Source organism: Blastococcus xanthinilyticus (assembly GCF_008124835.1).
Lineage (GTDB): Bacteria > Actinomycetota > Actinomycetes > Mycobacteriales > Geodermatophilaceae > Blastococcus > Blastococcus xanthinilyticus.
The window spans coordinates 554,964-568,956 of the sequence record NZ_VNHW01000001.1; the positions used below are offsets into that span (position 1 = coordinate 554,964).

Consider the following 13,993-nt stretch of genomic DNA (forward strand, 5'->3'; position numbering starts at 1 on the left):
ACGGGGGCGCCATGACACTGCTCCGCCGGCTCGCCCGGGCCGGCAGCACCGCCCACGCAGCCGCGCGCGAGGCCACCTCCCTGGCGACCGGCGTCGCCGCGCTGGCCACCGTTCCGGTGGTGTTCGGCGCCGGCCTGCTGGGCGGCACCGCCTCGGGCACCACCCGCGTCGCGGCGGCCGGGATCAGGACCGGGGCGCACCTCGCCAAGAACGCGGCCACGCAAACCACCCGCGCGGTCGGCACGCTGGTCACCGGCGCCGACCCGCTCCCCGGTGGGCACCTGCACGACCTGGTCGACGCCGCCAAGGGCATGCTCGAACCTCCGCTGGCCCGCCACACGCGCCGCGTCTGGGGCGACCGCGACCGCCTGCAGATCGAGGTCGAGGCCCCCACCGACGACGACGCCCCCGCCGCCCGCTCCGCCCTCCGCAGCCGGCTCGAACGGCTCGAGGGCGTCGAGTGGGCCACGGTCAACGACGTCGTCGGTCGGGTGATGGTCGCCGTCGACGCCCGCCGGGTCGGGGTCGAGGACGTCGTCGGCGTGGTCACCGAGATCGAGCAGGCCCGCGGCGGCACCGGCGTCTACCCGCAGCGCCCCGACCACCCGGCCGACCTCGAGCCCCTCCTGGCCGCGGTGCTCGCCGCCGCCGTCGACACCGCCGCGTTCGGCGTCGCCACCGCCGCGAAGTACCTGCCGATCCCCGCGGTGCACCGGCACGCCACCCTGCTCATGGCGCTGCTCGACACCCAGCAGTGGCTCAAGAACGCGATCTCCGGCCGCATCGGCCCGGTCGGCACCGACCTCGTCTTCGAGGGCACCAGCGCCCTGCTGCACGCCCTCACCCAGAGCCCCACCGTGCCGGCGCTCAACGCCGCCGCCGCGACCCAGCGGGCCGTGGAGATGCGCGCCCGCCGCCAGGTCTGGCGCCACCGGGAGCGCGAGCTCTGCCGCCCCGGGCCCGAGGACGACGAGGCCACGCCGGAGCAGCCGCCCGGCCCGCGACCGGCGCCGCTGCGCAACGGCCCGGTCGAGACCTACCGCGACCGCCTCGCCCCCAGCGAGCTCGCCGCGGCGCTCACCGTCCTCGCGCTCACCCGCAGCCCCGGCCGCGGCGCCGACCTGCTCAAGGCGCTCACCCCCAAGGCCGCGGTCCAGGGCCGGGAGTCGTTCGCCGCCACCCTCGACCTGCTGCTGTGCCGCCGCGGCATCCTCCCGCTCGACGGCTCGGCCTACCGACGGCTCGACCGGATCGACACCGTCGTCGTCGACTCCGCCGCGCTCTGCACCGGCCCGCCGGTGGTCGTCGAGGCCACCGGCGAAGCCGATGGCTGGGACGACGCCGCCGTCTGGTCGGCGGCGACCCGGCTGCTCACCGGAGGGGAGGACGACGACGGCGCCCGCATCCGCCTCGGCCCGCCCCGCAGCAGCGACGACGCCCCCGGCGGCGAGGTGCGCAGCCTCCTCCGGGGCCGCCGCAGGGTCGGCACCGTCACGATCGCCGCCGAGCTCGACCCGCACGCCGAGGCGCTGCTCAGCACCGCCACCGACGCCGGCCTACGGCTGGTGCTCACCCCGCACGTCGGCGCCCGCGAGATCACCGGCCTCGCCGACGACGTCATCGACGCGCCCCTGGTCGACACCGTCCGGGACCTGCAGGACGACGGCCGCGGCGTGCTGCTCGTCTCTCCGGTGAACGGCCCCGCACTGCTGGCCGCCGACATCGCGGTCATCCCCGTGCTCGACGGGCGGGCTCCGGCGTGGGGCGCGGACCTGGTCACCTCCCCCGGCCTCGCCGACGCCTGCCGGATCGTCGCCGCCGTCCCGGTCGCGAAGGCGGTCAGCCGGAGGTCGGCCGGCACCGCGCTCACCGGCAACGTGCTCGGCGGGCTGCTCGCTGCCGTCGGCAGCCCCCGCTACGGCCAGCGCCGGGCGACGACGCCGGGCAAGTGGGCGACCGTCAGCACCATGACCGCCGGCACCTGGGCCGCCGCCCGGATCGCGAGCCGACCCGTTCCGGCGCCCACCGTGCACACCCCCTGGCACGCGCTGGAGCCCGACGACGTCCTGCGCCGGCTGGCCGACCGGCCGGACGAGGCCGAGCAGCGGCCGCACCGGGTGGCGGCCATGACCCGGCGGGCGGCCGCGCTCCCGCCCGCCCGCTTCGCCCGCACCGTCGCCGCCGAGCTCGCCGATCCGCTCACCCCGATCCTGGTCACCGGAGCCGGCGCCACCGCGGTGCTGGGCGAGGTGACCGACGCGGTGCTGGTCGGCAGCGTCACCGCGATCAACGCCGTGGTCAGCGGGCTGCAGCGGCTGCGCGCCGAGACCGCGCTGGAGTCGCTGCTGCTGGAGCAGGACACCTGCGTCCGCCGGGAGACCGACGGCGGCACCGAGGAGGTGCCGGGCAGCGCGCTGCGGGCCGGGGACGTCGTGGTCGTCGAGGCCGGCGACGTGCTCGCCGCCGACGCCCGGCTGCTGGACGCCGAGGACCTGGAGGTCGACGAGTCCGGCCTCACCGGCGAATCGCTGTCGGTCGGCAAGTCGGTGACCGCGACGCCGGGCGCCGAGGTCGGCGACCGCACCTGCATGCTCTTCGACGGCACCACGGTGGTCGCCGGGCGCGGGCGGGCGGTCGTCGTCGCCGTCGGCGCCGCCACCCAGGCCGGGCGGGCCGCCCGCGCCGCCGGGGGCGCCGCTCCCCCGGCCGGCGTGCAGGCGCGGCTGGCCGAGCTCACCCGCTCGGTGCTGCCGATCACCCTCGTCGGCGGCGGCGCGGTCACGCTGCTCTCGGTGCTCTGGGGTCGGCCGCTTCGCGAGTCGGTGTCGGCGGGAGTGGCGATCGCGGTCGCCGCCGTCCCCGAGGGGCTGCCGCTGGTGGCCACGGTCGCCCAGCAGGCGGCGGCCCGGCGGCTGTCCCGGCGCGGCGCGGTGGTGCGCAGCGCCCGGGTGCTGGAGGCCCTCGGCCGGGTCGACACCGTCTGCTTCGACAAGACCGGCACGCTGACCGAGAACCGGCTCCGGGTCACCCGGCTGGTCCCGCTCGACGGCACCGACGACGACCTGCTCCGGCTGGCCGCCGCCGGCATGGGCAACGGCGACGACACCGCGCACGAGACCGACCGCGCCGTGCTCGACGCCGCCGGCGACGCCTGGGACGACGCCCCCGACGCGAGCCTCGCCTTCGCCGCCGGCCGCGGCTTCTCCGCCGCCGTCCGCGACGGCCGGCTGGTGGTCAAGGGCGCCCCGGAGACCGTCCTCCGCCGCTGCGCCGACGCGCCAGACGTCCGCGACCGCATTCGAGCCCTGGCCGGCGAGGGGCTGCGGGTCCTCGCCGTCGCCGACCGCGCCGTCGACGGCGTCCCCGACGACCTCGACGAGGCCGCCACCGGTCTCGGCCTGCGCGGGCTGATCGGGCTGGCCGACACGCTGCGCGGGTCGTCGGTGCGCGCGGTCGAGCAGCTGCGGGCCGCCGGGGTGCGCGTCGTCGTCGCCACCGGCGACCACCCGGAGACCGCGAGCGCCATCGCCGCCGAGGCCGGCATCCCCGACGCCGACCGGGTGGTCACCGGCGCGACGCTGGCCCGGGCGTCGGACAGCGAGCGCGCCCGCATGGTCGCGGAGACAGCGGTGTTCGCCCGCCTCTCCCCCGAGCAGAAGGTCACCCTGGTCGCCGCGCTGCGCAAGGCCGGCGCGACCCTGGCGATGACCGGCGACGGGGTGAACGACGCGGCGGCGATCCGGCTGGCCGACGTCGGCGTGGGCGTCGAGGGCGCCGAGTCACCGGCCGCCCGCACCGCCGCCGACCTGGTGCTCACCGACCTCGATCTCACCCGGCTGGTCGACGCCATCGCCGAGGGGCGGGCCATGTGGTCCCGGGTCCGCGACGCCGTCTCCATCCTGGTGGGCGGCAACGCCGGCGAGGTCACGTTCACCGTGCTCGGCACCGCCGTCGGCGGCCGGGCACCGCTGGGCACCCGTCAGCTGCTGCTGGTCAACCTGCTCACCGACATGTTCCCGGCGCTCGCGGTCGCCGTGGCGGCGCCGCGGCAGGTGCAGCCGACCGACGACGACGGCCCGCTCGCCGGCCACCCGCTCGCCGCCGTGCTGTGCGCCGGCCCGCACCGCGGCTTCGCGCGGGAGGTGAAGCGCATGGTGCTGGTGCGGGGCGCCGCGACGACCGCCGGCGCCACCGGCGCCTGGGCGATCGGCCGGGCCACCCCCGTCCTCCCCGGCCGGGCCAGCACGATGGGCCTGGCCGCGCTGATCAGCACCCAGCTGGCGCAGACCGCGTGGTCGGGACGGCGCAGCCCGCTGGTGCTCGCGACCGTGGCCGGGTCGCTGGCCGCCCTCGTCGCGATCGTGCAGACTCCCGGCGTCAGCCGCTTCTTCGGGTGCACGCCGCTGGACCCGGTCTCCTGGTCGGTCGTGCTCGGCTCGGCCGCGGCCGGCGCCGCGGGCGCCGAGCTGGTTCCGCGGCTGGTCGGCCGACGGCCGGCGTCAGGGAGTGGCTCGCCGGCTCCCGCGTGAGCGGCACCCGGCGCGGCTCAGCTCCCGGTGCGCAGGGCGGCGAGGCCCGGCCAGTCGGCCCCCGGCCGGAACGTCCCGCGGCGCAGCGGCGCGGGCCGGGGCACCTCGACCGGAGCGGGCACGACGCGCAGCGCGGTCCGCACCGGGCGGCGGGGCAGGGTGTCCCGGCACCAGCGCTCGCAGTCGGCCAGCAGGTTGCCCGTCGACATCGGACGCAAGATGGCATCGGGCGACATGCCGGACAACGCTGCTGAGCTCCCTGGATCGGACCGGATGGACGCCTTCCCCAGGGCTCACGGGCGCGGACAGCAAGGCCCACGACGGCCGGGGAACGACCGTGGAACCAGTGCGCCGGGAGCCGGGGAAGCGCGCGATGCCGACCGTAGGCGACGCCCGCGCCGCGGTCCGCGAGCGGCACGCCCGCCGACCGGCCGGGGTAACGGAGAACACCGCGACCGCATCGTGATGAGCCGCCGCGTGCTCCGGTCGGCGGCTGCGGTTACCTTCCAGTGGAGTGACGCCGGTCACTCCCCCGCCGACTCTGCGACAGGCAGGCCGATGCTCTACACCGCCTACGAGATCAACCGCCGAGCCGGTGCACCCGTCGTCGCGGCGTCCGAGCTGACCGCGCGAGCACTGCACGCCCTCCCCGCCCCGTTGGCGAGGACGCCCGGCGTCCGGCACGTGCGGGCCGCCTGCGACATCCTCGCCAGGGCCCGGCCCACGCACCACCGCCCGGCGTACGACATCGACGTCGTCCCGGTCGACGGCCGGGACGCCGAGGTCGTCGAGCACCCGACGCTGCGCACGCCGTTCGCCACCCTGCTGCACTTCGCCAAGCCGTCGGCCCCGCCCCAGCCCCGGGTGCTCGTCGTCGGCCCGATGTCCGGCCACTTCACCACGCTCATCCAGCCGACGATCCGCACCCTGCTGTCCGACCACGACGTACACGTCGTCGACTGGCACAACGCCCGCGACATCCCGGCCGAGCACGGCCCCTTCGGGCTCGACGAGTACATCGAGCACGTGATGCAGGCGCTGCGCTTCCTCGGCCCGGACACCCACGTCGTCGCCGTCTGCCAGCCCGCCGTCCCGGTGCTCTCCGCCGTGGCGCTGCTCGCGGAGGCCGACGACCCCGCGCAGCCGCGCAGCGTCACGCTCATGGCCGGCCCGGTCGACACCCGCGTCAACCCGAACCGGGTCAACACCTCGGCCGCCACCAGGTCGATCTCCTGGTTCGAGCGCCGCGTCGTCGACACCGTGCCGAGGTGGTACCCCGGCCACGGGCGGCGGGTGTACCCCGGCGTCGTCCAGCTCACCGCCTTCATGTCGATGAACCCGACCCGCCACCTCACCGCCCACGCCCGGCTCTACCGCGACCTGGTGGCCGGCAACACGGCCGCGGCCGCCACCACCCGCGCCTTCTACGACGAGTACGGCGCGGTGATGGACGTCCCCGCCGAGTTCTACCTGGAGACGGTGGCCCGCATCTTCCAGCAGCACGACTTCGCCCGCGGCCGCTTCACCTGGCGCGGCCGGCGGGTCGACCCCGGCGCCATCCGGAACACCGCGCTGCTCACCGTGGAGGGCGCGAACGACGACATCTGCTCCCCCGGCCAGACCGAGGCGGCGCACGCGCTGTGCACCGGTATCCCGGCGGAGCACAAGCGGCACCACCTGCAGGCGGGCGTGGGCCACTACGGCGTCTTCAGCGGCTCCCGCTGGGAGGCCGAGGTCCACCCCGTGCTGCGCGACTTCATCGCGTCGGCCGGCTCCGGCGAGCGGACGGCGTCGACCGGCTGATCCACGGGTGGCCGCGGCCGTCGGACCGCGCCGCGCGCGCAGCCGTTGACACCGGACGGCAGCCGGGAACCATGACGTCCGTCGGCGACGCCGCAGGGGCGCCGCGCGCCTGTCCCCCGGAAGGGAGGGCGTCATGCACGCCCGCAGCACCACTCTGATGGCCGATCCCGACCACCTGGACGCCGGGATCACCGACGTCCGCGACTCCGTGCTGCCCGCCGTGAGCGAGATGGACGGCTGCGTCGGCCTGTCCATGCTGTGCGACCGCGACTCCGGCCGCTGCATCGTCACCACCGCCTGGGAGTCCGAGGCGGCGATGGCCGCGACCTCCGAGGCGATCCGCCGGATGCGCGAGCGCGCGGCGGAGGAGTTCGGCGCGACCGCACCCGAGGTGCGGGAGTGGGAGATCGCCGCCATGCACCGGCTGCACGCCCCGGGCGACGCCGCCTGCGCCCGGGTCACCTGGTCCCGCGTCGACCCGGCCACCATCGACCGCGTCCTCGACGTCTTCCGCACCGACCTCATCCCGCGGATGGACGAGATGCCCGGCTTCCGCAGCCTCAGCCTGCTGCTCGACCGGCAGACCGGCGACAACTCCCTCACCGCCGTCTACGCCGACCGCCGGGCCATGGAGGCCTCCCGCCAGCGGGCCATGTACATCCGCGACGAGTTCCGCCGGCGGCTGCACATGTCGGCCACCGAGGTGGCCGAGTTCGACGTCGCCCTGCACCACCTGCGGGTGCCCGAACTGGTCTGACCACCGGTCAGCCGCCGGGCCGCACCAGGCCCGTCTCGTAGGCCAGCACCACCGCCTGCGCCCGGTCGCGCAGACCGAGCTTGGCGAACACCCGGCTGACGTGCGTCTTCGCCGTCTGCTCGACCACGAACAGCGCATCGGCGATCTCCCGGTTGGACAGGCCCCGGCCCACCAGCGTCAGCACCTCGGTCTCCCGTGGGGTGAGCGCGGCCAGCTTCGCCGGGCGCCGCTCGTCGGCCGGCGTGGGGCCGGTGGCCAGGTAGTGCGCGATCAGCCGCCGGGTGACCTCCGGCGCGAGCAGCGAGTCTCCCGCCGCCACCACCCGCACCGCGTGCAGCAGCTCCGCCGCCGGCGCGTGCTTGAGCAGGAAGCCGCTCGCCCCCGCGCGCAGCGCCGCGTGGACGTGGTCGTCCAGGTCGAAGGTGGTCAGCACCAGCACGCGCGGCGCCGGCTCCACCCCACCGCCGAGCAGCGCCCGGGTCGCCTCGATGCCGTCCAGCCGCGGCATGCGCACGTCCATCAGCACGACGTCCGGTCCGCGGCCCTCCGCGGCCAGCGCCGCGGCCAGCTCCACGCCGGCCTGCCCGTCACCGGCCGTTCCCAGCACCTCGATGTCCGGCTGCGCGGACAGGAGTGCGGCGAACCCCTCGCGCACCATCGACTGGTCGTCGACGACGAGGACGCCGATCACCGGCCGGCCACCGGCAGCTCGGCGGCCAGGCGGAAACTCCCGTCGGGCAGCGGGCCGGCGTCGACCGTTCCGCCGTGCAGCGCCGCGCGTTCCCGCATGCCGGGCAGCCCGTTCCCGCCGCCCGAGGCGGCGGAGGGCGCCGTGCCCGGACCGTTGACCACCTCGATCCGCAGCACCCCGTCCTCCCCGGTGACCCGCACCTCCACCGGCGCGCCCGGCGCGTGCTGGGCGGCGTTGGCGAGCCCCTGCTGGACGATCCGGTATGCCGACAGTCCCAGCGCCGCCGGGGCCTCGGGCAGGTCCAGCTCCCACTCCAGCGGGGCACCGGCGGCCCGCGCCGAACGCAGCAGCTCCTCCAGGTCGCCGAGACCCGGCTGCGGAGCCCGGTCGGCGCCGTCCTCGGAGCGCAGCACGCCCAGGAGGCCCTGCATCTCCGCCAGCGACCGGCGGGCCGCCGTCGCCACCTCGGCGAACTCGGTCCGCACCGGCGGCGGCACGTCCGGGAGCCGGTAGGGCGCGGTCTCCGCACGGACGGCGATCATCGACATGTGGTGCGCGACGACGTCGTGCATCTCCCGGGCGATCCGCGCCCGCTCCGCCAGCGCACCCTGCCGGGCCAGCGCCTCCTCGGCCCGCTCCTGCTCGTCGACCAGCGCGGAGCGGGCCCGCTGCCGGGCGCCGAGCGCGCTCCCGAGCACCAGGGGGGCGCCGAGCCACACCAGCGCGGTCGACCAGGAGCCGGCGTCGACGGCCAGGGGGTCGACGATCGCGCACGCGATCAGGGCGGCCAGCGAGATCAGGGCGACGCCGAGCAGGGCCCGGCCACGGGCGGCCCAGGCGGCGAGCAGCAGGACCGGCAGCCAGAGCAGCCAGTGCCAGGTCTCCATCACCGGGAGCTGCTCGGGCGCCGCGGGGACGAGCAGCCGCAGCACGACGAGCCAGCAGGTGACGGCGAGCCAGCCGTCGAGCGGACGACGCGGCGCGACGGCGAGGCCGAGGACCGCCGGTAGCAGGTAGAGGAACGCCACCCCGCCGAGCAGCCCGCCGCGCCCGTTGAGCACCGCGCTCGCGGTCGCGATCGCCACCACCAGCCCGTACAGCCCGAACAGCGCCGGGACGACCGTCGAGGCCCGCGGCAGCCTCGACCATGGCGCCGACCACGCCTGGTGCTCCGGCCGGACCGCCGCGAGCACCGCCGACCACGCACCGGAGGCGCCGGTGGCGGACATGCTGCGCAGGGTGGTCGGCTTCATGGCGGAGCGAGCCTAGCCACGCGGGACGACGACCGGCGTCCCTCCGGAAGGGCAGATCCGCCCCCTACCGCAGTAGCACGGCGCCCGACGGACGACGCCGGTAGCGCCCGAGAACGGCTCCGCGGCGTGACGACCGGCGGGCGGCTCCGGGCTTCGATCGATCGGCATGCGCACCCCGCAGTTCGCCTTCCTCGTCGGCCTGTTGTCCCTGGCCGGCAGCCTGACCCTGGCCGCCCAGCCGCAGGTCTCCTCCCCCGCACCGCCGCTTCCGTTCGATGCCGGTTGCGCCGCCGAGCTCGTCGCCCGGCTGACGCACGGTTCCGACGACGCCGTCCACGTGCTCGGCTGCGACCCGGCCGGACGGGGCCGTGCGGTGGTGGCGGTCGGCGATCCGGCCACCGCCGACCACGTCGCGGTCCTGGTGCCGGGCTCCGGCATCGACCTGACCACCCTCGACGACGCCCCCGACCCGCAGCACCGGCCGTGGGTCTGGGCCCGGTCGCTGGCGTCCGCGGCGGGGCCGGCGACCTCCGTCGTGCTGTGGGTCGGCTACGAGACGCCGCACGGTCCGGGCGTCGACGTGGCCACCGGCCGGCTCGCGCGGGCGGCCGCGCCCGCCCTCGTCGACACCGTCGCCGGGCTCCGCTCCCGGCCGGGGACGCCGCCGCACCTCACGGTGATCGGGCACAGCTACGGCGCCGTCGTCGTCTCGCTGGCGGCACCGGAGCTGGCTGCCGAGGACCTGGTGCTGCTGGCCAGCCCCGGCGCGCGGGCCTCCGACGTCACCGACCTGCGCACCTCGGCACGGGTGTTCGCGGCCCGCGGCCCCGGGGACTGGATCCGGTTCGTCCCGCACCTCGCGGTCGGCGACCTGGGGCACGGCGCCGATCCGGCGTCGCCCGGCTTCGGGGCGCGGCTGCTGCCCGGCGACGACGTCCGGGGGCACGACGGCTACTTCCGCCCCGGCTCGGCGGCGCTGGCGGGGCTCGCCGGCGTGGTCACCGGCGCACCGTCCGGGGGAACGGCGTGAGGCGGCACCCGGTGGCGGCGGTGCTCGCGACGTCCGCCGCCGTCGTCTGCGTGGTCACGCCGTGGCTGGTCGAGCCGCCGCTGGAGGTGCGGCTGCTCGCCGGGCTGCTCACCGGCCTCACCTGGTGGGCCGCCGCGCGGCTGGCCGGCGCCGCGGCCGCCGGCGTGCGGGAGGTGCTGCGCGGGCGGGCCCGGCCGGCCGGGCTGGCGGCCGGGATGGCGGCGGTGCTGGTGCTGGCCGGATGCGGCGGGGCGCCCGCGAGCCCACCGGCCGCGGCGCCCGCATGGCGGCCGGTCGTCGGCGCGGCGCCCGAGCTGCCGGGCGGCACGCCCGTCCGGGTGCGGATCGGCCTGGGCGACGCGCCGACCGACGAGGCGCGGGCCCGGCGAGCCGTCGAGGAGCTGGTGCGCGGCGGTGGGCTCACCCGCTCGACGCTGCTGATCGCCGTGCCCACCGGCTCCGGCTGGCTGGACGACGACGCCGTCGCGGCGCTGGAGGAGCTCACCGGCGGCGACCTGGCCACGGTGACGGTGCAGTACGCGCAGCACCCGAGCTGGGTGGAGTACCTGCGCGGCACCGACCGGGCGGCGCGGTCGGCGACCACCCTCCTGGGGGCGGTCCGCGCCCAGCTGGCGACCCTGCCGGCCGCGGAGCGCCCCCGGCTGCTGATCTTCGGCGAGAGCCTGGGGGCGACGGCGGCAGCGGCCGCGGTGACCGCGGTCGGCGACGTCGACGGCTGCCTGCTGGCCGGACGGCCGGGCTCGGCCGGCGCGGCGCCCGTCCCGGGGTGCACCGACGTCGGCAACGACGACGACCCCGTCACCCGGTGGCGGCCCGGGCTGGTGGTCGCGCCGCGCGGCGGCCTGCCCTGGCTGCCGGCGGTCACGTTCTGGCAGGTGACCGGAGCGCTCGTCGGCGCCCTCGACCAGCCGGAGGGTTCAGGACACCGCTACGGCGCGACCCTGGCCGACGACTGGGCGCGGCTCGGTGCGGAACCGCCCGGAGGCGGGCCCGCACCCGGGCCCGTGGGACCGCTCCGCGCGCACAGCCGTTGACACCGGACGGCAGCCGGGAACCATGACGTCCGCCGGCGACGCCGCCCGGGCGCCGCGCGCCTGTCCCCGGAGGGGAGGGCGTCATGCACGCCCGCAGCACCACTCCGATGGCCGCGGCCGGCGGGCCGTCGCCGGTGCCGTGGGAGGCTCGACCCACCTGGCCGGCGTCCTCGACGGCGAGGCGCACGAGACCGCGTTGCTCGTGTGCGGAGACGACGGAAGAACGAGGACCTGTGATGGCGCTGATCGCCTGCCCGAACTGCTCGAGTGAAGACATCAACGGCACGCCTCAGGCCGACAGCCGGCTGCTCATCCACTGCAACGACTGCGGCACCGAATGGCTGCGCGGCGATGCCCGCCGCGACCCCGGTCGCCCCGCCCTGCAGACGATCGACTCGCTGCACGCCGATTTCCCCACGCCGGCCGCCGTCCGCCACGAGATCCGCGAACGGGTCGCCGCGCTGCAGGCCGAGTTCCTGCTCGACCGGCCCGAGCCCGACCCCGAGGTCGCGGGGTACCGCGCCCGCTACCAGGAGCTGTTCACCCGGGACGGTCTCGCGACCGCGCCGGCCGAGGACCTCCTGCACTTCGCCACCTCGAGCACCCTCGCCTCGCCCGGCAACATGTCCGGCCTCAACCGGGCCTGGAAGACCCTGGGCGCGGACGAGGCGGCGGACAAGGTCCGCGAGTCCATCGGCCACCTGCTGCACGGCCCGGAGACCCTGCGCCTGGAGGACCGGCTCACCCAGCTGATCGGTGGCCGGGCCATCGGCCTCCCGTCGTTCAACAAGGAGCCGCTGCTGACCAAGGTGCTCTGCGTCGTCGAGCCCGACCGCTGGCTGCCGCTGCTGACGTACTCGGCCGCGACCGACGGCAAGAAGGAGATCGCCAAGCTGGTCTTCGACCTCGACCTGCCCCCGGTCGCGAAGACCACGTGGACGATCGGCCGCCTGGCCACCTGGAGCAACGACCTGCTCCGCTCCCTCGTCGGCAACGACATCCCCGACCTGCAGGAGGCGGCGAGGTTCCTGCTGTGGGCCCGGAGCCAGCCGGCCGCATCCCGGACCTGATCGCCGGTCCGCCGCCGGCGGACCGCTACGCCCGGACGGCGGCCGTCGTCCGGGCGAGCTCGGCGACCAGCTCCGCCACCGGCGCCGGCCGGCCGTACAGGTAGCCCTGCGCCAGCGGGCAGCCCAGCTCCCGCAGCGCCCGGGCCTGCTCCGGCGTCTCGACGCCCTCGGCGACCAGCACCAGCTCCAGGGCGTCGGCCAGCGCGACGACGCTGCGCAGCAGCCGGGCCCGCCGGCTGGACGTGGTGATGGTGGCGACGAAGGAGTTGTCCAGCTTCAGGTAGTCGGTGGGGAGGGTGTCCAGCCGGGACAGCGCCGAGTAGCCGGTGCCGAAGTCGTCGATCGCCACCCGCAGCCCGTGCTCGCGCAGCACGTGCAGCGCCGCCACCGACCGGGCGGTCTCGGCCTCGACCAGGCTCTCGGTCACCTCGACCACGGTCCGCGCGGCCGGCCAGCCGGCGGCCTCCAGGGCGGCGAGCACCCGGTCGGGGAAGCCGGGGTCGTACAGCTCGAGGCCGGAGACGTTGACCGTGAGGAACAGCGCCCGGCCGGTCGCCTCGGACAGGGTCCGGGCGTCCCGGCAGGCCGTCGCCCACACGAATGCACCGAGGGCGCCGACCAGCCCCTCCTGCTCGGCGACCGGCACGAACTCCGCCGGTGGCACGGCACCGCGCCCGGGGGAGGTCCAGCGCACCAGCGCCTCCACGCCCGCGAGCCCGCCGTCGTGCGTGGTCACGATCGGCTGCAGGTGCACCGCGAGGCCACCACCGGGGCCGGCAGCGAGCGCGGCGGCCAGGTCACGGGCGAGCGGGCTCTGCCCTCCGGCGTCCAGCTCACTGCGCCCCCGGCCGAGGGTCTTGCCCCGGTACAGCGCCGCGTCGGCCCGCCGCATGAGGTCCGAGGGCGCGTCACCGACCTCGAGCTGGGTGACGCCGACCGACGTGCCGATGCCCGGCAGCGCCGCGCGGAGCTCCTCGGCGCAGCGCAGCGCCCGGTCCCCGTCGAACCCGGGCAGCAGCAGGGAGAACTCGTCCCCGCCGTGCCGCGCGAGGACGGCGCCCCGTGGCAGCCGCGGCCGCCAGGCGTCGGCGACCGAGCGCAGCAGCTGGTCGCCGGCGGCGTGGCCCGAGGTGTCGTTGACGGCCTTGAAGTGGTCGAGGTCGAACAGCGCAGCCGACAGCGGCTCCCCGCGGTACAGCGCCGTCCGGACGGCGGCGTCCAGCGCCTCGTCGAAGCCGCGCCGGTTCACCAGGCCGGTCAGCGCGTCCTCCTCGGCGCTGGCCGCTCGCCGGCCGAGCACCCCGATGGCGCCCGCGGACCCCAGGACGAGCACCGCGAGCACTCCGGCGGTACCGGCCGCGATGTCGCCGCGGAGGACGACCACGACCGCGCCGATGACCAGCAGCTCGGCGAGGAACCCCAGCCCCCAGGCGAGGGAGAAGAACAGGAACGCGGCCATGGCGGCGAACACCGCCAGCGCCAGCACCGCCACCGCGCCGCTCACCGTGGGCGAGTGGTGGGCGAAGACCCCGATGCCCATGACGCCGACGGCGAGCAGCACCTGGAAGAACCCGCGCGGCACGAGGTGCCCCCAGCGGATCACCGCCAGGCCCAGCAGCGTGGTGAGCGGCCCGAGGACGGCGACGCCCGGGTGCACGTGGTCCAGCCCGCCCGGCGTCCCGAGCACCAGCGCGACGGCGGCCAGTCCGCCCATCGCGGTGAGCAGACCGGTGATCCGGGCGACGACCCGGGGGGTGGCCAGGTCCGGGGCCGTCCGACTCATCCGCACCCACAGGTGATCGGTT

Annotated in this window: 10 protein-coding genes; 6 read left to right on the forward strand and 4 right to left on the reverse strand. The window is 76.9% G+C overall.

Features of this window, described 5'->3' with window-relative positions; genetic code table 11:
• Positions 1-11: 11 nt before the first annotated feature.
• Positions 12-4,529: a cation-translocating P-type ATPase gene (locus tag BD833_RS02620; RefSeq protein ID WP_166531533.1), complete on the forward strand. Its 4,518-nt coding sequence runs from the start codon at positions 12-14 to the stop codon at positions 4,527-4,529.
• 17 nt (positions 4,530-4,546) lie between these two features.
• Here the strand turns inward: BD833_RS02620 and BD833_RS02625 are convergent, their stop codons facing one another.
• Positions 4,547-4,738, reverse strand: coding sequence for a hypothetical protein (locus BD833_RS02625; RefSeq protein WP_166531534.1), 192 nt, complete (start codon positions 4,736-4,738; stop codon positions 4,547-4,549).
• A 349-nt stretch (positions 4,739-5,087) separates the two neighbouring features.
• Here BD833_RS02625 and BD833_RS02630 point away from each other — a divergent pair, with 349 nt between their 5' ends.
• Positions 5,088-6,332: a polyhydroxyalkanoate depolymerase gene (locus BD833_RS02630; RefSeq protein WP_166531535.1), complete on the forward strand. Its 1,245-nt coding sequence runs from the start codon at positions 5,088-5,090 to the stop codon at positions 6,330-6,332.
• 133 nt (positions 6,333-6,465) lie between these two features.
• A complete protein-coding gene (locus BD833_RS02635; RefSeq protein WP_166531536.1) occupies positions 6,466-7,089 on the forward strand; it encodes an antibiotic biosynthesis monooxygenase in 624 nt (207 codons plus the stop codon).
• A gap of 7 nt (positions 7,090-7,096) precedes the next feature.
• Here the strand turns inward: BD833_RS02635 and BD833_RS02640 are convergent, their stop codons facing one another.
• Together BD833_RS02640 and BD833_RS02645 are read right to left on the reverse strand one after the other, a co-directional pair.
• Positions 7,097-7,780 (reverse strand): response regulator, encoded by a 684-nt coding sequence (locus BD833_RS02640; protein WP_166531537.1) that lies wholly within the window; start codon positions 7,778-7,780, stop codon positions 7,097-7,099.
• Entirely contained in the window at positions 7,777-9,033 is a 1,257-nt protein-coding gene (locus tag BD833_RS02645) for a sensor histidine kinase (protein ID WP_166531538.1), read from the reverse strand. The genes BD833_RS02640 and BD833_RS02645 overlap by 4 nt, the downstream gene beginning before the upstream one ends.
• Before the next feature lie 166 nt (positions 9,034-9,199).
• Here BD833_RS02645 and BD833_RS02650 point away from each other — a divergent pair, with 166 nt between their 5' ends.
• The 3 genes from BD833_RS02650 (at position 9,200) to BD833_RS02660 (ending at position 12,188) form a co-directional block, all read left to right on the forward strand.
• The gene (locus BD833_RS02650) at positions 9,200-10,063 is read left to right on the forward strand and encodes an alpha/beta hydrolase (protein WP_166531539.1); all 864 of its coding nucleotides are present in this window, start codon (positions 9,200-9,202) and stop codon (positions 10,061-10,063) included.
• Entirely contained in the window at positions 10,060-11,118 is a 1,059-nt protein-coding gene (locus BD833_RS02655; RefSeq protein WP_166531540.1) for an alpha/beta-hydrolase family protein, read from the forward strand. Before BD833_RS02650 ends, BD833_RS02655 begins: the two co-directional genes overlap by 4 nt.
• Before the next feature lie 236 nt (positions 11,119-11,354).
• Complete coding sequence (locus BD833_RS02660; protein WP_166531541.1) at positions 11,355-12,188, forward strand: hypothetical protein; 834 nt, start codon at positions 11,355-11,357, stop codon at positions 12,186-12,188.
• A 25-nt stretch (positions 12,189-12,213) separates the two neighbouring features.
• On the opposite strand, the gene BD833_RS02665 is transcribed toward BD833_RS02660, so the two are convergent.
• The gene (locus tag BD833_RS02665) at positions 12,214-13,971 is read right to left on the reverse strand and encodes a putative bifunctional diguanylate cyclase/phosphodiesterase (RefSeq protein WP_166531542.1); all 1,758 of its coding nucleotides are present in this window, start codon (positions 13,969-13,971) and stop codon (positions 12,214-12,216) included.
• Positions 13,972-13,993 lie beyond the last annotated feature (22 nt).